The sequence below is a fragment of the Leptotrichia wadei genome (assembly GCF_007990445.1).
In the GTDB taxonomy this organism is placed as follows: Bacteria; Fusobacteriota; Fusobacteriia; order Fusobacteriales; family Leptotrichiaceae; genus Leptotrichia; species Leptotrichia wadei_A.
Genome location: NZ_AP019841.1, coordinates 641,550 through 661,473 on the forward strand (window position 1 = coordinate 641,550; position 19,924 = coordinate 661,473).

16 protein-coding genes and 1 other RNA gene are annotated in these 19,924 nt (G+C 31.3%); 15 read left to right on the forward strand and 2 right to left on the reverse strand.

Annotated elements, in window-relative coordinates:
- The first annotated feature begins 76 nt into the window (after positions 1-76).
- From FVE74_RS03110 to FVE74_RS03125, 4 genes are read left to right on the forward strand one after another with little or no spacing between them, the layout of a single operon-like run.
- Positions 77-1,594 (forward strand): ABC transporter ATP-binding protein, encoded by a 1,518-nt coding sequence (locus FVE74_RS03110; protein ID WP_147003181.1) that lies wholly within the window; start codon positions 77-79, stop codon positions 1,592-1,594.
- The gene (locus FVE74_RS03115) at positions 1,587-2,654 is read left to right on the forward strand and encodes an ABC transporter permease (RefSeq protein WP_147003182.1); all 1,068 of its coding nucleotides are present in this window, start codon (positions 1,587-1,589) and stop codon (positions 2,652-2,654) included. The genes FVE74_RS03110 and FVE74_RS03115 overlap by 8 nt, the downstream gene beginning before the upstream one ends.
- A gap of 45 nt (positions 2,655-2,699) precedes the next feature.
- On the forward strand, positions 2,700-3,566 hold the full coding sequence (locus FVE74_RS03120) for an ABC transporter permease (RefSeq protein ID WP_018499838.1): 867 nt from the start codon (positions 2,700-2,702) through the stop codon (positions 3,564-3,566).
- A 19-nt stretch (positions 3,567-3,585) separates the two neighbouring features.
- Positions 3,586-3,984, forward strand: a complete 399-nt coding sequence (locus tag FVE74_RS03125) for a lysozyme inhibitor LprI family protein (RefSeq protein WP_147003183.1) — start codon at positions 3,586-3,588, stop codon at positions 3,982-3,984.
- Between the two features lie 214 nt (positions 3,985-4,198).
- Here the strand turns inward: FVE74_RS03125 and FVE74_RS03130 are convergent, their stop codons facing one another.
- Positions 4,199-5,473 carry an IS91 family transposase gene (locus tag FVE74_RS03130; RefSeq protein WP_332094860.1) on the reverse strand — a complete coding sequence of 425 codons (1,275 nt, stop codon included), beginning with the start codon at positions 5,471-5,473 and terminating at the stop codon, positions 4,199-4,201.
- Between the two features lie 37 nt (positions 5,474-5,510).
- On the reverse strand, positions 5,511-6,239 hold the full coding sequence (locus tag FVE74_RS03135; protein WP_147003184.1) for a biotin--[acetyl-CoA-carboxylase] ligase: 729 nt from the start codon (positions 6,237-6,239) through the stop codon (positions 5,511-5,513).
- Between the two features lie 150 nt (positions 6,240-6,389).
- Between FVE74_RS03135 and FVE74_RS03140 the strand changes: the two genes are divergently transcribed.
- The 11 genes from FVE74_RS03140 (at position 6,390) to FVE74_RS03185 (ending at position 19,707) form a co-directional block, all read left to right on the forward strand.
- Positions 6,390-7,235, forward strand: a complete 846-nt coding sequence (locus tag FVE74_RS03140) for an AraC family transcriptional regulator (RefSeq protein ID WP_147003185.1) — start codon at positions 6,390-6,392, stop codon at positions 7,233-7,235.
- Between the two features lie 187 nt (positions 7,236-7,422).
- Positions 7,423-7,572, forward strand: coding sequence for a hypothetical protein (locus FVE74_RS11475; RefSeq protein ID WP_172617431.1), 150 nt, complete (start codon positions 7,423-7,425; stop codon positions 7,570-7,572).
- 28 nt (positions 7,573-7,600) lie between these two features.
- Positions 7,601-8,140 (forward strand): DUF2716 domain-containing protein, encoded by a 540-nt coding sequence (locus FVE74_RS03145; RefSeq protein WP_147003186.1) that lies wholly within the window; start codon positions 7,601-7,603, stop codon positions 8,138-8,140.
- Between the two features lie 18 nt (positions 8,141-8,158).
- Positions 8,159-10,996: an excinuclease ABC subunit UvrA gene (gene uvrA, locus FVE74_RS03150; protein ID WP_147003187.1), complete on the forward strand. Its 2,838-nt coding sequence runs from the start codon at positions 8,159-8,161 to the stop codon at positions 10,994-10,996.
- A gap of 211 nt (positions 10,997-11,207) precedes the next feature.
- A complete protein-coding gene (locus FVE74_RS03155) occupies positions 11,208-11,723 on the forward strand; it encodes a DUF1439 domain-containing protein (protein ID WP_147003188.1) in 516 nt (171 codons plus the stop codon).
- A 176-nt stretch (positions 11,724-11,899) separates the two neighbouring features.
- On the forward strand, positions 11,900-12,337 hold the full coding sequence (locus tag FVE74_RS03160; RefSeq protein WP_232054033.1) for a helix-turn-helix domain-containing protein: 438 nt from the start codon (positions 11,900-11,902) through the stop codon (positions 12,335-12,337).
- Positions 12,334-13,101: an RNA-guided endonuclease InsQ/TnpB family protein gene (locus tag FVE74_RS03165; RefSeq protein ID WP_232054034.1), complete on the forward strand. Its 768-nt coding sequence runs from the start codon at positions 12,334-12,336 to the stop codon at positions 13,099-13,101. The genes FVE74_RS03160 and FVE74_RS03165 overlap by 4 nt, the downstream gene beginning before the upstream one ends.
- Before the next feature lie 224 nt (positions 13,102-13,325).
- The gene (locus FVE74_RS03170; protein WP_147003189.1) at positions 13,326-16,697 is read left to right on the forward strand and encodes a DEAD/DEAH box helicase; all 3,372 of its coding nucleotides are present in this window, start codon (positions 13,326-13,328) and stop codon (positions 16,695-16,697) included.
- A gap of 74 nt (positions 16,698-16,771) precedes the next feature.
- An RNA gene (ffs, locus tag FVE74_RS03175) (signal recognition particle sRNA large type) lies at positions 16,772-17,036 on the forward strand.
- Positions 17,037-17,072: 36 nt separating this feature from the next.
- Positions 17,073-18,320, forward strand: a complete 1,248-nt coding sequence (locus FVE74_RS03180; RefSeq protein WP_147003190.1) for a GNAT family N-acetyltransferase — start codon at positions 17,073-17,075, stop codon at positions 18,318-18,320.
- Between the two features lie 88 nt (positions 18,321-18,408).
- Positions 18,409-19,707 (forward strand): TIGR00341 family protein, encoded by a 1,299-nt coding sequence (locus tag FVE74_RS03185; protein ID WP_147003191.1) that lies wholly within the window; start codon positions 18,409-18,411, stop codon positions 19,705-19,707.
- The last annotated feature ends 217 nt before the right edge of the window (positions 19,708-19,924 follow it).

The following is a 19,924-nucleotide window of genomic DNA, read 5'->3' on the forward strand; positions in this document are numbered from 1 at the left end:
AAAAATATAAATAAAAAATTTTTTAAATGAATGATTTGAAATTTAAATAAAATTAATTTAAGAAGCAGGAGGAAAGATGAGCGAATATATTTTGGAGATGAAAAATATACGGAAGGAATTTTTAGGCGGGAAGATTGTTGCAAATGATGATATTACGCTGAAGGTTAAAAAGGGGGAGATTCATGCAATTGTTGGGGAAAATGGGGCTGGGAAATCCACGCTTATGAAGATTTTGAACGGGCTATATTCTCCGACTTCTGGTGAGATTTTTTACAAGGGGGAGAAAATTGACATTGACAGTCCTACAACTGCGGCAAATTTAGGAATTGGAATGGTTTATCAGCATTTTATGCTGGTTGACACGTTGACAGTTGCTGAAAATATGGTTTTAGGATTTGAGCCTAAAAAAGGTGGAATATTTTTTGACTTGAATACTGCTAGAAAGCAGGTCAGGGAAGTTTCTGAAAAGTATGGTCTGAATATTGATCCAGATGCGAAAGTGTCAGATTTATCTGTCGGGATTCATCAAAGAATTGAGATTTTGAAAGTGTTGTTTAAAGGGGCGGAACTTCTGGTATTTGATGAGCCAAGTGCAGTGCTGACTCCGCAGGAAGTGAAGGAGCTTTATGAGATTATGAGAAATCTTATAAAGGAAGGGAAAACAATTATTTTTATTTCGCATAAATTGCAGGAAGTGCTTGATTTATCTGACAATATTACGGTTATTCGACGTGGAAGCGATGTTGGAGAATTGAAAACTAAGGAAGCTACGAAGGAAAAGATTGCCAATCTTATGGTTGGGCGTGTTGTGCTGTTTGAAGTTAAGAGACCTGATGTGAAATTGGGAAATGTGGTTGTGAAAGTTGAGAATTTGACTGTGAAAAGAGGAGGAATTGAGAAAGTTAAGGGTGTTTCGTTTGAAATCCGTGAAGGTGAAGTGCTGGGAATAGCTGGAGTACAGGGAAATGGACAGACTGAACTTATTGAGGCTTTGGCAGGACTTGCAAAAGTTGATAGCGGAACATATTTTATAGATAATGATGAGCTGGAAAACAAGACGCCAAAACTTATTAAGGAAAAGGGGCTTTCCCACATACCTGAAGACAGACACAAAAGGGCAACTATTGATGATTTTACAGTGGAAGAAAATATGGCCTTGGGACTTCAGGATCAGTATTCTAAGGGAGCATTGCTGGATTATAGTGAAATTGAGAAAAAAACTAATGAATATATAGAAAAATATGATATTAGGCCAACAGATGGGAAAATCAAGTTTGGCGGGCTGTCTGGTGGAAATCAGCAGAAAGTCGTAGTAGCAAGGGAGCTGGAACGTGAAAATAAATTTATTATTGCGGCACAGCCTACAAGGGGAGTCGATATTGGTGCGATTGAGATGATTCATAATACAATTTTAAATGAAAAAACTGAGAAAAAGGCTATAATGCTTGTTTCGGCTGAGTTATCGGAAATAATGGCATTAAGTGATAGAATTGCAGTGATGTATTCAGGAGAAATTGTAGGAATTTTGGATAGAAAAGATGCAACAACAGAAAAATTAGGAATATTAATGGCAGGAGGGAAAATAGATGATTAAAAATAAGATAAAGGATTTTCTACCATCTATAATTGCAGTATTAATCGCATTAATTATTGGTGGAGTAATAATGATGACAAAGGGTGTAAATCCGTTTACAGCCTACATTGATATGATGCGGGCGGCTTTTTATCAGCCTTATCCAAGATCTCCATTATTTAGTGGACTTGCAAATACATTATTTATCGCAACTCCGTTAATATTTTCTGCACTTGCAACAATGGTAGCCTTTAAAGCGGGATTATTTAATATAGGAATGCAAGGACAGATGATTGCTGGAGGATTAGCGGCAACTTTTTGGGCAATTACATTTAAAAATTATGTTTTTGGAAATGTGCTTGTTGTAATAATTGTGGCTGTAATTGCTGGATTTTTGTGGGCTGGAATAGCAGGATTTTTGCGGGCAAAATTTGGAGTAAGTGAAGTAATCAGTACAATTATGTTAAATTATATTATGCTAGAATTACAAAATTTCCTATTAAATGGGCCTTTAAAGGATCCAACTTCACAAAATACACAATCTCCCCGTGTTTTTGAAGGGGCAAGATTACCGTTACTTTTTGCAAATATTACAAGACAAAACTTAAATTTTGGTTTTATAATCGCAATTCTTTTGACAATAGGGATATTTTTCTTTTTTAAATATTTCAAAAAAGGATATGAAATAAAAGCAGTCGGACAAAGTGATACAGTTGCTGAAAATGCGGGAATTAATCCAAAATATATCATGTTTTTAGCGATGGGAATCGCTGGAGCTTGTGCTGGACTTGGTGGAGCTGAACGTGTTTTAGGAGGAGCTTCAGAATATTCATACACTGAACTTATAATGGGAGATTACGGATTTACAGGACTTGCGGTAGCACTTCTTGGAAAAAATAATCCATTTGGAATATTAGTTGCGGCAATATTTTATGCGGCACTTGAAGTTGGGGGACAAATGTTGCAGCAAAGATATCAGATTGATAAGGAAATTGTATTTATTATACAAGCATTAATCATCATTTTTGTAGCATCAGAAAATTTATTTAAATTTGTGCTTAATAAAAAGAAAGCAGTGTAAATTGGTTATCAAATAAAAAATATTAAGTCAGAAAGGAAAATTAAAATGATTATAAAGCAAATATTCGATTTAATACAGCAAACAATAGTAATAGCACCTCCAATTCTTATAACAGCCGTAGGAGCGTGTATTTCTGAAAAAAGTGGAGTCATTAATATTGGACTAGAAGGAATTATGCTAAGTTCAGCGTTTGCAACGGCAGTTGTCAATATTGCCACAGGAAATCCATATTTGGGGATAATTTTTGGAGTAATAGTAGGAATCTTAATTTCACTAATTCACGCAGTAATCAGTATTAACCTGAAAGGAAATCAAATTATAAGCGGAGTTGCAATTAATCTATTCGCAGCAGCAACAACATCATACCTAATAAAAGCCATTTATAAAACAGCTGGAAATACTCCATTAGCAAAGTCATTGGCAAACCGTCCATTAATGATAATCGTAATCTACGGAATCGCAATCGCAATGTATTTCTTCTTATATAAAACAGTTTTAGGTTTAAGAATCCGTTCAGTTGGAGAACATCCGCTAGCAGCCGACACGGTAGGAATAAGCGTTTACAAAACAAGATATATAAGCGTACTTATATCAGGAGCATTGGGAGGACTAGGAGGAGCTTACCTTACAGCAGTCCTACTCCCAGCCTTTTCAAATAACATGTCAGCAGGACGTGGATATATCGCAATGGCTGCAATGATCTTTGGAAAATGGAATCCGCTAGGAGCAATCTTAGCAAGCCTGTTATTCGCTTTCGGACAAGCATTTGCCGATGTTTCCAAAACAATAGGACTTCCAATATCTCAGCAATTTTTGACAATGATACCGTATATTTTGACATTGTTGGCATTAGTTGGATTTGTAGGAAAATCGAAAGCGCCGAAAGCGTCTGGACTTCCGTATGAAAAATAAAACTCGATAAGGAGAAATTATGAGAAAAATAATTTTTATATTTGTGGTATTTTCTTTAGTTTCTTTTTCAAAGGATTTAGAAATAAAAACAGTCAAATTTTTTAGTGCGTGTGGAGAAAATGATAACGAACATTTAAAAATACTAGAAAATGAACAAAGAAAAATGGATGAAATATATAATAAACTAATTCAGAAATTTGATAAAAATAGAAAGCGTTATTCCAAATTAAAGCAAAAGTTAATTAATTCTCAAGAAATGTGGATAAAATATTCAGATGAAGAAATGACGAATTATGGAATGTATAGAAATTGGTATAACCTATGCGTTAGAGAAAAATCTGTAACAAGAGAACGGATTAATTTAATACAACAAAGAATATTGGAATTAACAAATGAATATAAAAAATATTTAGATTAAAATAATAATTGAAAAAATCTGTTTCATAGATTGTTGAATAATTTATGGAACAGGCTTTTTTGTTTATAAGTAAAGTAAATTTATTTTTAATAATCAAAAAGAGATACTTATGAATCTATTGAATGACTTTTAGAGGAGGCAATCGCCTCCTCTATTTATAGTTATTAAAAAAATTGTATTACAAAATATCCAACCAGGTTGGATTGAAAAAATATTAATAATACTTTTTAAGTGGAGGATATAGATAATGGTAGAATTCCCATACAATCATCTTAACTTTGCATTCTGGACAGTAAAAAGGATTCATTCCAAAAGTTATGTACATCTGCCTCTGATAAAATGAATATTTTGATACGGAAATATTTTTCCTAAAAGGCTCCATAGCCTTTTTAAGTTCATCAGAAATATGTCTTGAATAGAAACCGTACCTGTTTACCATTTTAAAGTTTTTAGGAGGCAGATGAATGAGAATCTGTGAGATAAATTTTTCAGCAGGCATAGTAATGTAAGTTTTCTTTTTATTGCTAGCCAAATCATTGAAAAAGAAGGTAACTTTACCATCATCAATTTCGGTAATCTTGTATTCGGCAACAGGTGAACGTGCGAGATATCTTCCGAGATATCTGATAATACCCTCTGTACTGTTGATGTCACCGTCACCGACATTAAAGAAGAATCTTTTGTTTTCTTTGTAAAGTTTGGAAACAGTGTCCAAGGCCTTCTTCTTAATTTTACTGTCATGATATTCTCCATTCTGAATAATTTTGAGGACATGGTACTTCCATTGACCGGCAATAGTATCCACATTAAAATGTCTCATTTTCCTGAAGTCAAAATTTTTAGTGAATCCACCCAGGGAAACAATGGCATGGATGTGCGGATTCCATTTAAGATCCCTTCCGAAGGTATGTATAATAGAAATCAGCCCATAGTGTACGATGTCGGAGTCAGTGAAATATTTTTTGGAAAATTTTGAGATTTTATTTTTTCTCAGATTTTTCTTACTGATGTTATGGAAGCAGAACTTAAAGATTTCGTTAACGGCCTCAGAAAGCTTTGAGAGGAGTTTTCTGTCATAGAAGAAAAATTGTCTGCATTCTTTAGGTATAGTAAAGAGTACATGGCGATGTTCAATGTTCAGGATGTGTTTCATAGTATTCTGGGACCAGATTCTGGCATATTTGAAACCGCATGAAGGACAAAGTTTGGACTTACAAGTAAGAGGGAACTTGTGGATAATGGGACAGAGAGGGCATTTAAATTTAATGAAACCCTTAGACATATCCCTGCAAGCGAGGAACTTATCGATAGATTGTATAATGTATTTAAGATGTTTTTTCTCAATATTATTTTTCTTGCACAAATCAATAGAATTTAGTAAAATGTTGTTATTACTGAAGATATACTTCAGTTTATTTTGTATGATATATTTGTTGGTCATAAATATATTATACAAAAAAATAGAAGCTGAACTCAAAATTTTAACCATTTTGAGACAGCCCCTTTTATATCTCTAATTTTAGCAATTATCTGATAACTCTCATTTTTTCTTCAAAAACTTCTCCCACAGAAAAAGTATGTATTTTGTCATCAATGAGTATTTCAAGTTCTCCATTATGATTTATATTTTTTACGATTCCTGAAAAATAAGCCCTGTTTATTTTGAGATGAACCTTTTTCTCTTTCAGGTAGCTAAGTTCATTAATTTCAAGAAGGATTTCCTCCCATTTTCCATTTAGAAATGTTTCAAATAGAATTTTAAACTCTTCAATAATTGAAGTAATAATTTCTTTAATATCATAGTGTTTTCCAGTTATTTCAGAAATGGAAGCTGCTGTTTCTGAAAGTTCGGCAGGCAGTGAATTATTTATATTTATTCCAATTCCGACAAAAAAGTTATTTTCAACTCTTTCCACGAGAATACCTGTTATTTTTTTTCCATAAAGATAAACATCATTAGTCCATTTAAACATATAGTCAAGATTTTCTATTTTTCTAAGCCCCTTTATGACGGAAAGTCCTGTAATTAAAGGCAATTTTAAATATTCAGAATCGTCAATGCCGCTATTTTCATCTTTTTTCACGAGAAACGTAAAAAGAGCCATTCCCTTTTGTGAAACCCATGTATTTCCCCGTCTTGCCTTACCGAGAGTCTGATTTTCAGCTGTAACTACATCATATTCTTCAAATTTTGAAACATTATTTTTCATAAATTCATTAGTTGAATCAAGAGTTTCATAACTGTATATTTTCATTTTTCTCAGCTCCTGTTCTTTTTTATAATTATATCACAAAAAATATGGTAAAATATTAAAGATTGAATAAAACCTATAAATTTTGTACAGCCTTTATAGGGAAATAAGACTTCGGAACTGTTATAATAGAATTGAAAGGAGAAAAAGTAAATGAGAATGATTGAAGGATTTAATAAAACCATTGATTATATTGAAAGTGTCATGAAAGATAAAATTGATGAAAAGAGGATTTTAGAACTGTCAGGGTACTCATATGCTATGTTCCGCAGGATATTTTCAATTCTGACTGAAACAACTTTATCCGAGTATATAAGGGCAAGGAAGCTGACTGAAGCTGCAAAGAAGATTCGTGAAACAGATGAGAAAATAATAGAAATTGCATTTGAATACGGCTATGATTCACCTGATTCATTTGGACTGGCTTTTAAGAATTTTCATGGGTATACTCCTTCAGAAGTAAGAAAAGGAAAGCCTTTCCGTGCAGTTTCACGAGTAAGGCTCATGTTAACAGTCAAAGGAGGAAATAATATGAATATTACCATTCAGAAAAAGGAAGCATTTAAAGTTGCAGGAATAAATGCTAAGAATATAGAGCCGTCATCCTGTCCGGAAGTTTGGAAGGAGCTGTTTTCAAAATATTCCCCAGAGAAACTGGAAAATCTTGGAAACGGTCAAAGCTATGGAATATGTCATGATATGAAAAATACGAAAAAAATCAACTATATGGCATGTTATGATGTAAGGGATATAGAAAAGGCAGAGGAAATGGGTCTTGAAATTGTGGAAGTGGCTGCGGCTGAATATGCAGTTGTGGAACTTACAGGAAAAATACCTGATTCAATTCATGCGGGCTGGAAGTATCTTTTTGAAGTGTTTTTTCCTGAACAGGGATACAGGCATTCAGGAAAACCTGATTTTGAAGTCTACTCAGAAGGGGATATGTACAGTGAAACATATAAAATGGAGCTCTGGGTTCCTATCGTGAAAGAACTATAGAAAAAAATGAGAGATACATAGGTTGAAGAAGAAATTATTGTTTTTTTAAATTTTATTCATATAATTGTCTAGTTTACTAATCTTTCATTTGACAAAGGTAAAAAAAGGAAGTATAATTAGACATATCAAGTCCCCTACAAATCATTAATTGATTCTTGTAGGGCTTTTAAATTATTTGGAGATATTTATGGAAAAGGAATATTTGAGTATTAAAGAACAGATAGAGTTGTTAAAAAAAAGAGGAATGATTTTCAAAGATGAGGAAGAAGCAACAAAAAAATTAACTTTTATAAATTATTATAAGATAAAAGAGGCTTCATTACCTTTTTTTATGTAAAAATTTTTATGGACGGGAGTATGAAAAAATGGTAATATTAGATGATGAAGAATATGATAAAGTTTGGGATATAGTTTATGGTAGATTTAATTTTAATCCTAGTGTTGATAAAAAAGAAATAGCATTTGAATTTAAAGAACCATATATGGTTTATGATATTAGTTATCATTATGAAAATCTAGAGAAAATTGAAGGATTTGTAGATTGGGGATTTAAAAAAGAAATTCGTGATAAAATAACGGAAATTTTTTTGAAATGTACTAAGGAAAATGAGGAATTGTATGCATTGGATTGGCATCATTCTTGCTTTAGATATAATCCTCGTATTAAAGATGAGCCTAAAATTATAGAAGTTAAAGATGAACGCTACTGGGGTGGCGGGTATACTGCATATTTTCCAACATATTTTCCAAATGGGGATTATTATTTTTTTATCGATGTTAATTTTAATTTTGGATATTTAGGACATCCTTGGCAACAAAAGGTTTGGATATATGGAAAAAAATTGATTGAAGAATTTAAAAAAGCTGATTTAGAGGGATTTAAGTTAATTGAGGAGAAAAATTAGAGAGGAACATTGAAGAAAATGAAAGACAACAAAATAAAGATTACTGGAGCTAGAGAGCATAATTTACAAAATATTGATATTGAGATTCCAAAGAATGAACTGGTTGTAATTACTGGGGTTTCTGGGAGTGGGAAGTCTTCACTTGCGTTTGATACGATTTATTCAGAGGGGCAAAGAAGGTATGTAGAAAGCTTGTCGGCTTATGCGAGAATGTTTATTGGGCAGATGAAGAAACCGGAATTAGATAGTATTGAAGGGCTTTCTCCTGCGATTTCGATTGAACAGAAAAGTGTGTCGAAAAATCCTCGTTCGACTGTTGGTACAACTACTGAAATTTATGACTATATGCGGCTTTTGTGGGCACATATTGGGGAAGCGCATTGTCCGATTTGTCATAGAAAAGTGGAAAAACAGTCAATTCAGGAAATTGTCGATAATTTGATGAGTTCTAGAAAAGAAAAGGATAAAATGATAATTTTGTCACCAGTTGTGATTGATAAAAAGGGGACTCATAAAAATTTGTTTTTGAATTTGCAGAAAAGAGGGTTTCAAAGAGTTCGAGTGAATGGCGATATTCTTGACTTGAGTGATGAAATTGTTTTGGATAAGAATAAAAGGCATCATATCGAGGTTGTTGTTGATAGAGTTGTGTTTAAGGCGGATAATAAGGAGTTTTTGAGTCGATTGACAGAAGCAATTGAAACTGCGAGTGAGCTTTCTGATGGGAAAATAATTGTGAATATTAATGGAGAAGATAACAAATTTAGTGAGAATTTTTCTTGTCCAGACCATCCAGATGTTGTGTTTCCAGATGTTGTGCCAAGACTTTTTTCATTTAACGCACCTTATGGGGCTTGTGAAGTTTGTAATGGGCTTGGTTCGAGATTGGAAGTTGATGAGAATAAATTGATTGTTGATGAGAATTTGTCAATTAATGAAGGTGGGATAATTTTTCCAGGAGCGACGACTAAAAAGGGATGGAACTGGGATTTATTCATAGCGATGGCAAAGGCACATAAAATCGACTTGGATAAAAAGGTTTCTAAATTGACTCGAAAAGAAAAAGATGTGATTTTTTATGGAAGTGATAAGCAATTTAACTTTTCTTGGAGCGGAGACAGTTTTAGCTATAATGGAAAACGAGGATTTGAAGGGATTGTGCATGGAATTGAACGAAGATACAAGGAAACTGCTTCTGAATCAGCAAGAGAAGAGATGGAAGCAAAATATATGACAGAGAGAACTTGTAAAACTTGTCACGGGAAAAGGCTTAAAGATGTTGTATTGGCGATAACGGTGAATGATAAGAGTATTATTGACCTGACTGAAGTGAGCGTTGTTGATGCACTTGATTTTTATGAAAAAATTCAGCTTACGGAAAAACAAATGCAGATTGCAGCTGAAATTTTGAAGGAAATAAAAGAACGGCTAAAATTTATGATAAATGTTGGGCTTGATTACTTGAGTCTTGCTAGAATGACGAAAACGCTGTCTGGTGGGGAATCTCAAAGAATTAGACTTGCGACTCAAATTGGAAGTAGGCTTACTGGTGTGATTTATGTGCTTGATGAGCCGAGTATTGGACTTCATCAAAGGGATAATGACAAGTTACTTGCGACTTTGAAGGATTTGCGTGATATTGGGAATAGCTTGATAGTTGTAGAGCATGATGAGGATACGATGAGAGAAGCGGATTATTTAATTGACATAGGTCCAGGTGCTGGAATTAATGGAGGAAAGGTTGTAGCACAAGGAACGCCAAAACAAGTTATGAGAAACAAAAAATCATTGACAGCACAATATTTGAACGGAAAAATTAAAATTGAAGTGCCTGAAAAAAGAAGAAAAGCGACTAAAGAAATTGTTTTGAAAAATGCAAAAGGAAATAATTTGAAAAATGTAACGGCACATATTCCACTTGAAGTTTTGACGGTTGTAACGGGTGTTTCGGGAAGTGGTAAGTCGACATTGATTAATCAGACATTGTTTCCAGAGCTTCACAACAGGCTAAATAAAGGGAAATTATATCCGCTTGAAAATGGTGGAATAGATGGGCTTGAAAACTTGGAAAAAGTGATTGATATTGACCAGTCGCCGATTGGGAGAACACCGAGATCAAATACTGCGACATATACGAAAATTTTTGATGATATTCGTGATTTATTTGCACAGACAAATGATGCGAAAGTGCGTGGATATACGAAAGGAAGATTTTCATTTAATGTAAAAGGTGGACGATGTGAAGCGTGTAGCGGTGCTGGAATTAACAAAATTGAAATGAATTTCTTGCCAGATGTCTATGTGGAATGTGAAGTTTGTAAAGGAAAACGATACAATCGAGAAACATTAGAAGTTCAGTACAAAGGAAAAAGTATCGCAGATGTGCTAGAAATGACAGTTGAAGAAGCATACGAATTTTTCAAAAATATTCCGTCACTTGAGAGAAAACTGCAAACATTGATGGATGTAGGAATGAATTACATTCAATTAGGACAACCTGCGACAACTCTTTCAGGTGGAGAAGCTCAACGTATAAAACTTGCAACTGAATTATCAAAAATGTCAAGAGGAAAAACTATTTACATTTTGGACGAACCTACGACAGGACTTCACTTTGAAGATATCAGAAAATTATTAGAAGTGTTAAACAGATTGGTTGATAAAGGGAATACAGTCTTAGTAATTGAGCATAATTTAGATGTAATTAAAGTTGCGGATCACATTCTTGATATAGGGCCTGAAGGTGGTTATAAAGGTGGACAGATTATTGCAGAAGGGACGCCTGAAGAAATTGCAGAGAATGAAGGGTCTTGGACTGGGAAATTTTTAAAGAAGTATTTGAAAAAAGATTCTTGATGGAATTTTGTAGCAAGTGATAAGAGTAAATTTTATCAAATAGTCAGTGAATAAAATAAAATTTTGGAGTTAAAAGGTAAAACTAATTTGAAAAATATGAAATAATAAATAATATTTTGTATGATTAACTAGAATAGTTTTAGTCATAAAAGTTTAAAAATACTATTTTTAAGACTAGATTATAAAAAAGAAAAGGAGAATGGAATTGGTTATGAAAAAAAGAAATTTATTTTTTAAAATGGCATTAGTTATGATTATAACGGTATTCGGAATAATTTCTTGCGATCTTTTGGCAAATAAGACATTAAGAGTGCCAGATTCTATGATTACAAAGGAATTGAACAAGAAATTTCCAATTGAAAAGAATTTTCTGCTGGGGAAAGTTGGACTTAAAAGTCCTGTGATGAGTTTTGCGGGAGATAGACTTTACTTTACAGCTGATTATGATGTTTCACTTTTGGCGGGAAAAGCGAAGGGGAAAGTATTTTTGAATAGTCAAGTGAAATTTGATCCAAAAACAAATAAGGTATATTTAGTGGATTTGGATGTTACTAAAGTTACTGATGAAAAGGGTAATAAAATAGATGATTCGGTTATGGCAAAATCATTAAAAGCGCTTATTTCAAATTATTTGGAAACTAATGAAGTTTATACTTATGATGATGACAAAAAAGTTAAAGTAAAAAATATGTTTATAAAAGATGGAAAACTATTTGTTCAAACTTAATAAATATTTTAACAAAAAGATAGCAAGAAGTCGTAGGCTTTCTATAAGTGGGAGATGAATTGCTTTTTTTGTAAAAAAAATTGAAAAAAGGATATGCCTATGATACAATTTTTGTATAAAATATCGAAGAGAAATAATTAAAAATAATATTCAAAATCAAAAGGAGGTGTAATTTTATGAAATATAACTTAGCATTCAAATACAGAATTTATCCAAATAAAGATCAAGAACTGTTGATAAATAAGACTTTTGGATGTGTTCGTTTTGTTTACAATACGATTTTGTACACTGCAAATAAATTTTATAAAGAAACTGGGAAAAATAAAATAATTACACCTGCTAGTTTGAAAAGTGAAAACCAATTTTTGAAAGAAGTGGACAGCCTGGCACTTTCAAATGCTCAATTGAATGTAAGACGATCATTTACGAATTTTTTCAGAAAAGAGCGAAGTTTCCAAAGTTCAAATCTAAAAAGAATAATAGACCTGTTCGACAACCTAAATTTTTTATTTCCACAAGGGGTCTTGACCCCTTGTTTCAGAATATTCATTTTATTAAATTTTAGAAGTTTCCGAACAAGTCTAATGTTAAAAGTTACACGACAAATTGTGTGAACAATTCGATACGAATTGAGGAAAACAAGTATTTGGTTTTGCCAAAATTGAAAAGAATAAAATTAAAATATCATAGAGAAATACCAAAGGATTATAGAATAAAGTCGGTAACACTAATAAATAGTAATGGAAATTATTATGTTTCTATCTTGACAGAATTTGAAAAAGAAATTCAAAAAAACCCAAGTAATGATAAAGTAATTGGACTTGATTTTTCAATGTCTGAACTATTTATCAGTTCTGAAAACCAAAGGGCTGATTATCCAAAATATTTTAGGATGTTGGAAGAAGAATTGAAAAAATTACAGAAATCATTATCGAGAAAAGTGAAATTTTCTAAAAATTGGTATAGACAAAAAGTAAAAATATCGAAATTACATGAGTTTATCAAGAATTGTCGAAGAGATTTTTTACATAAATTATCGAAAAAATTGTCTGAAGTGTATAATGCTGTGGTTGTTGAGGATTTGAATATGAAAGGGATGAGCCAGGCATTAAATTTTGGGAAAAGTGTAGGAGATAATGGATGGGGAATGTTTTTGAGGATGCTTGAGTACAAATTGATGTTTTTAGGAAAACAATTTTTAAAAATAGATAAGTGGTTTCCGTCGTCGAAAACTTGCAGTAAATGTGGAAATGTTAAAGAGGAACTGAAGTTATCAGAAAGAAGCTATAAATGTGAGTGCTGTGGGATTGAGATTAATAGAGATTATAATGCAGCACTGAATATAAAAAACATTGGGAAATTGATGTTGAAATATTAGAAAAATAAAAAAAGACAGGGTAGGAACTACCCGAAGAGCTTGGTAAATATATTTGGCTAGCAAAAGCAGATACTTCCCAAGAAGCTCCCGCTTCTAAAAGCGGGAGTAGTTCACATTACGGCAAAGTTTCAGTTTTGCCGTTTTTTTTGTTGAAAAAATGAAAATTCTTTGGTAAGATAATATTTAGTGTGAATTGAGAATATTTTTTGAAAGGAAAGTAAAAGTTGGAAGGAATATTTGACAGATTGAGAAAATTAACTGCTTTGTCTATTGTGAATAGGGGAGTTGAGTATTTTAATAAGCAAAAAGTAAAATTAATGTTGTTTATGAAAAAAGATGATAAAATAGTGGTGGAATCACAAGTTGATGGAAATTATAGAAATGCCTACAATGTTAATATAACTTATTTTTATGAAGATGGAAAGCCAGATAACAGAATTATATATAGTTGTGACTGTCCTAACTTTAAAGAGACAAAAAAGCCTTGCAAACATATTATTGCGACTGGGATGGCTGCGGATGCTGAAGTTAAGGCTGGAAATATTTATTTTAAGGAAAATAGGGAATTTAAAAGAGAAAAAGAAGATAAAAGTAGCAGTAATCGTATAAAAATTGCAGAAGATGAAGTGTATGATGAAATTCTTAGAGAAGATGAAAAAATTTTAGGAAAAAAAGAAGAAAATACTTATGAGAAGATTGAAGGAAAAGAAATTAAAGAGTTTAGGGAAAAACTGGAAAAATTAAAAAAAAGAATTGATAAAACTAAGATTTCATATTCAGAAAAAAACGAGTATAAGCTGGCACTTGAAATAGAGCAATTATCATCTACAGTATCAACGTTGAGAGTAAAGGCGGGAGAAAAAAGTTTAAATTATATAAAGGATTTAGAATCTTTTGTTTATTCAGTAGAAAATGAGCAGTTTTATGAAATTACTCAAAAAAATATTTATAATCCAGATTTGCATTATTTTAATGAAATAGATAAAAAAGTGATAAAAAACCTCAGCAACTATTTTAAGAAAAAAAATGAGTTTGGAATGAACTTTAATAATAATAATTATTATTATTATGGAAAGCCACAAGGTGAAATAATGAATCCAATGCTGGCAGAACAGATATTTTCAGCCATAGAAAATAAAAAGACAATAAGATCTGGCAGCAAGACAATTTATGTGACTGGAGAATACGAGCCAATATTTGCATTTCAAAAAGATGAGAATGGAAATAAAAAAATAATTATAAGAAATTTTACAGTTTTATCACCAACAAGTCGTTATTTTACTTTAAAAAATGGTGTGTCAAATATTGAAAAATTTCATAAAATGAGTGATGCAGAGTGGGAAATAATGAATACTCTTACAGATGGAACTAGAAAAGGGACAGAATATCTGAATGAAATATCAGGAAAGCTGTTTGATGAAATAAAGGAAGTGCTATCAAAATATGAAATTCCAATTGCTAAGGTTACGGAAAATTATGGAACGGTAAATATTTTTGTAGAGGAAGGCAATGGGAAAAATAAACTTCAAGTAACGATTTCCTGCCTTGAGGAAAGTATTAGGACAGATGATGGCTATTTTATTCCTAAAAAAAATAAAAAACTTCAAAGGGAAATTTCTGAAGATTTTCAAAAATATGCTGATGCTCAGATTATTGAGTTAGAGTATAGAATGTATGTTGGATTTAGGGCAAAGCAGTTAAAGTCGGATGACATTGTACTAGTGATTGATAGAAATGAATTTTTAGCAATGGCTGATATTATTGATGGAAAATATTCAGAAAAGGTGAATATTAATGTGAGTGATAAAATAAAAAAAGTTCGTAAAATTGGTGTGGATGTTAATATAAGAGCTATTGGAAATGAACTTTTTAGTGTAAATTTCAATATTGAGGGAATTGATGAAAGAGATGTTGAAACAGTTCTGGAATCGGTAAGAAATGAAGAGAAATTTGTGACATTGTCAAGCGGTGAACTTGTGAAAATTGCCAATAGGAGCACTGAAGAAATGGTTGGAATCGTTGATGCAATGAATGATTTGAGAATTGGTGAAAATAAAATTTCTAAAATAAAGGCATTGCAGCTGGCACAGGTTTCTAGCAGTATTAACAAGGAATTGAATGAAATTGAGGAATTTAAGCAGCTTTTTCAGAAAATAAAAAAACGTGAAAATAAAGAGCCATCAAACATAAAGGTAAAATTATTTCCATATCAGCAAATTGGGTTTAATTGGCTTAAAAATATGTATGATATTGGATTTGGCGGAATTTTGGCGGATGATATGGGACTTGGGAAAACTTTGCAGGCGATTTCACTTATTTCGGAAATTCAGCTGGAAAATGAGGATTTGCTTGGAATAATTATTGTTCCGACTTCGCTTTTACATAACTGGAAGGAGGAGTTTTATAAATTTTCGGATATAAAGCCGATTCTTGTAGAAGGAAATGCTGAAACAAGGAAAGAATTGATTGAAAAAACAGAAAGAGGGATTTTGATAACGACTTATCAAACTTTTAGAAATGATGTGAAAAATTATAACGATAAGAAATTTGATGTGGCAATATTGGATGAAGCGCAAAATATAAAAAATGTATCTTCTCTTGTAAAAAAAGCGACAAGTAAGTTAAAAAGCACTGTAAACTTTGCTTTGACAGGGACTCCAATTGAAAACAGCATTATGGAACTTTGGTCGATTTTTGACTTTATTTTGCCTGGTTATCTTGATAACATAACAAAATTTAGAAAAAAATATAAAAATTCATTAAATAATCCAGATTCAAAAAAAATATTTAATTTGAAAAATATCGTTTCTCCATTTATTCTGCGAAGAACAAAAAGTGAAGTGCTGACAGAATTGCCTGAAAAAGTTGAAAATAATATGATTGTAGAATTGAGCAAAGAGCAGAAAAAGCTGTATATGGCTTATGTTAAAAGGGCGAAGAAGGAGCTTAGGGGATTTGACAAGGAGGAAAATAACAATCTAAAAGTTTTGGCAATTTTGACAAAATTACGGCAAATTTGCAATTCTCCACAATTATTTGATGAGAATTATACTGGCGAAGTTGCTAAAATTGAATTATTGAGGGAAATGATACCAGATATTTTAGAAAATGGTCATAGAATGATTATTTTTTCACAATTTTTAGGAACATTGGAGGAAATAAAGGAGGAATTGGAAGAGGAAAACGTAGAATATTTTTACATTGATGGAAGTGTAAAGTCCAAAGAACGAATGGAAATTTCTAAAAAATTCAATTCAGGTGAAGGGCAAGTTGTTTTAATTTCCCTGAAGGCTGGAGGAACAGGATTAAATCTAACTGGAGCAGATGTCGTAATCCACTATGATCCGTGGTGGAATTTTGCTGTGGAAAATCAGGCAAGCGATAGAGCCCACAGAATTGGTCAGAAAAAGAGTGTTCAAGTTATTAAGCTTATAACTGAAGGAACAATTGAGGAAAAAATAATAAAAATTCAGGAGAATAAGCGGGCTTTGAGTGAAAATATCTTAGGGAAAGATAGCGGAAATAATAAGGATTCAAAAGAAATTTTTGAGATGGATGAGAAGGAATTGATGGAGCTTTTGAGTTTTGAGAAATAATTTATTTAATAAAATAAAAAAAATAATTTCTTATAATGTTGACAATTCTGAGAAAAAGTGATATACTAGTTAAGTCATACTAGCCGGGGAGTTAGCGGTGCCCTGTATCTACAACCCGCTTTAGTAGAGGTGATGTCAAATTTGAGGGAAGTTTTAGTGTCAACGTCTTATTTCAAGAGTGTTGAGAAAATAGTCCCATATTGTAGAGAGTTAGCGAAACGTGTCAGGTCGGGAACGAAGCAGCACTAAGTTAATTTCTTTAGGTTTATGGGGTAGCTGTTTTTGAGCTTTTGACTTAAGAAACGGATGGTAGAACGTTTTCGAGAGTTTGACGTATGACTTTTTATTTTTTTTTAACTACAGACGGAGGTTTCAATGAAAGTAGTCGAGTGGGATAAAAAAGGGAATATTGGTAATATTTTAATAGACATATTGGAGGCAGATCCAAAATTTTCTTTTAATAAGAAAAAGGAAGATATATTTTTTTTATGCAATAATGAAGATTTATACGGTTATGCAGTTCTTAGTTTAGGTAATATTGCGGAACTGAAAAAAATATTTATTTTACCGAAATTGAGAAATAATGGATATGGGACGTTTTTTTTGAAACATATGATTAATTGGCTTACAAATAGAAATTTTGATTCACTAATCGTAACTAATCATAAAAAAATGAATAATTTTCTTGAAAAACAGCGGTTTATAAGAACACAAGACGGATATATCTTGAATAATTTAAGAGAAGGAAAAAAGCAGGAAGAAAATATGCTTTTTATTTCAAAATTTGCAATTTGTGTAAATATTATTTTAGCTTTTTTAAAAATTGCAGCTGGAAAGATTTTTTTCAGCATGTCGCTACTTTCAGACGGGTTAAATTCATTTTCAGATTTGATTACAAATATTTTAGTTATTGTAGGATTAAAAGTTGGAAGCAATCCTGAAGATAAAGAGCATCCTTTTGGGCATGGAAAGATAGAGTCAGTTTTTAGTGTGATAATTGGGACATTTATAATGATAACAGCTTTTGAGCTGATAAAGGATAATTTTTCAAAATTGACATCTCTTAGCAGTGAAAGTAATTTGAAGATTACAGTTATTCCAATAATTGTAACAATTTTAGCGATATTAATAAAAATATTTCAATTGTCTTTTATGAAAAAAAGGGTAAAAAAATATAATAATTCATTAATAAATTCGTTGCTTACAGATTATAATTCAGATATTGTAATTTCTGTTTCTGTTTTAGCCGGACTGTTTTTATCAAGGATTCATCCTGTATTTGACACAATTGTAGGATTTATCGTGTCAATCTATATTATAAAAAGCGGTTATGAGCTAATAAAGGAAAATTCATTAATATTGCTGGATTCACAAGATGATGAATTAATCGAAAAAATACGTTCTGAAATATTGCAGTTTAAAGAAATTGAAAATGCACATGACTTTAGAATGACTACTTCTGGAAAAGATATTTATATATTTGCTGATGTGAGGATGGATAAAAATAAAACAATTGAAGAAGCGCATGATATTACAAATAAAATTTCCAAAAAAGTTAAACATAAATATAAAAATATAAAAAGGCTTTTGATTCATATTGAACCTATGTATGAAGATGATTAAGTTTGTTGGAATAAAAAAACTGTACTTATCGTATTTTTAGACTTTTACAAATGACTATAATATAAAAATATAAAGGAGATATAGTAAAATGATAGAAAAAATAAAACATGAGAAATATAAAATTTTAAAACGAAATATTATTGAAGATTCTGATTTTACAAAGGAAACGATGTTTATTCTTATTTGTGCAATGATTATTGCTTCGATAGGTTTAAATACAAATTCTGTTGCTGTAATTATTGGAGCTATGCTGATTTCACCATTAATGTCGCCAATTCAATCAATAGGATTGGGGCTGTCAAATGGAAATTTAAAAAGAGTCTATATGTCGCTTTTTAGGCTGGGAATTTTTATATTAATAAGTGTGATAAGTTCCACTTTTTATTTTTTAGTAAGCCCTATAAATGAAGCAACTCCGCAAATATTAGCTCGAACTTCTCCAACTTTATGGGATGTATTAATTGCAATTTTTGGTGGAATTGCAGGAGTAATTGGAAAAACGGAGGAAGATGGCGGAAATGTTGTTCCTGGAGTAGCAATTGCAACTGCATTAATGCCGCCTTTATGTGTAGTAGGATTTGGAATTGCTCATGGGAATCCCAAAGTTTTTCTTGGAGCAGGATATTTATTTATAATAAATGTATTTTTTATAATGATGGCAACATTAGTTGGTTTGATAATATATTCTGGAAATATTTTTGAAGCAGGACATAAAATTTCAATAAAAAAGCAAATAATATTTTATATAGGAAGTTTAATTTTAATTGTTCCAAGTATATATACAGCGGCAACTTTGGTTCAGGATATAGCAACTGAAAATTCATTAAAAAAATTTATTTCAAAGGAATTAAATAATCATTATGTTTTTGATAATTCTATTAATAAAAAAGATAAAACTGTTACTTTAAAAATTGTAGGAGAGGCTTTTAAAAAACAGGATATTGAAAAATTAGAAAAAAAACTGGAAAAATATAAATTGAAAAACTACAAATTAAAAATACAGCAGTTATCAAATGAAAAATATTTGACAGCACAGGACTTATCAAAATATTTAAATGAAGAAAAAACAAAAGAAAATACAGAAAGCGTTGCATTACCAAGTAAAAATGAAGATCAGGCAATTTTGGAAAGTGATTTAAAAACTGTTGAAAACGTTTTGTATAAAAATTTTTCAAATAGCATTAGTGGAGTTAAAATTGGGAAACTGATAGATACAAATAATAATGAAAACTTTGTTGTTTTAGTTATTGGAAATGAAACAATGACAGATGAAATCGCTGAAAAAATAAAAAATCTTGAGTTTAATACTGAGAAAAAATATGAAATTATTATTGAAAAAAATAAGCAAGAGAAAGTTAATGCAATATCTAAAGAAAATCAAAAATAAATTTTTGAAAAAAGTAAAATAATAGAAATTCAATAAAAGTTAGAAAAATAATAAAAAATCTTGTGAATAAATGGAAAAAATAGATTAAAGCCTTGACAAATAGCTTTAGATTTATTATAATAGTTTGTATAAGTGTAAAAAATTATAAGTTTTATAATTCTTTTTACAATGTTAGATTGAAGTATTAATAATATAAAATTTGAAAGGAGTCGATAAA

Coding starts and splice junctions, on each gene's coding strand:
- uvrA (WP_147003187.1), top strand. CDS start 8,159: ATGAAAGACAACAAAATAAAGATTACTGGAGCTAGAGAGCATAATTTA.
- FVE74_RS03130 (WP_332094860.1), bottom strand. CDS start 5,473: ATGGTTAAAATTTTGAGTTCAGCTTCTATTTTTTTGTATAATATATTT.
- FVE74_RS03120 (WP_018499838.1), top strand. CDS start 2,700: ATGATTATAAAGCAAATATTCGATTTAATACAGCAAACAATAGTAATA.
- FVE74_RS03185 (WP_147003191.1), top strand. CDS start 18,409: ATGATAGAAAAAATAAAACATGAGAAATATAAAATTTTAAAACGAAAT.
- FVE74_RS03160 (WP_232054033.1), top strand. CDS start 11,900: ATGAAATATAACTTAGCATTCAAATACAGAATTTATCCAAATAAAGAT.
- FVE74_RS11475 (WP_172617431.1), top strand. CDS start 7,423: ATGGAAAAGGAATATTTGAGTATTAAAGAACAGATAGAGTTGTTAAAA.
- FVE74_RS03135 (WP_147003184.1), bottom strand. CDS start 6,239: ATGAAAATATACAGTTATGAAACTCTTGATTCAACTAATGAATTTATG.
- FVE74_RS03115 (WP_147003182.1), top strand. CDS start 1,587: ATGATTAAAAATAAGATAAAGGATTTTCTACCATCTATAATTGCAGTA.
- FVE74_RS03110 (WP_147003181.1), top strand. CDS start 77: ATGAGCGAATATATTTTGGAGATGAAAAATATACGGAAGGAATTTTTA.
- FVE74_RS03125 (WP_147003183.1), top strand. CDS start 3,586: ATGAGAAAAATAATTTTTATATTTGTGGTATTTTCTTTAGTTTCTTTT.
- FVE74_RS03140 (WP_147003185.1), top strand. CDS start 6,390: ATGAGAATGATTGAAGGATTTAATAAAACCATTGATTATATTGAAAGT.
- FVE74_RS03145 (WP_147003186.1), top strand. CDS start 7,601: ATGGTAATATTAGATGATGAAGAATATGATAAAGTTTGGGATATAGTT.
- FVE74_RS03155 (WP_147003188.1), top strand. CDS start 11,208: ATGAAAAAAAGAAATTTATTTTTTAAAATGGCATTAGTTATGATTATA.
- FVE74_RS03180 (WP_147003190.1), top strand. CDS start 17,073: ATGAAAGTAGTCGAGTGGGATAAAAAAGGGAATATTGGTAATATTTTA.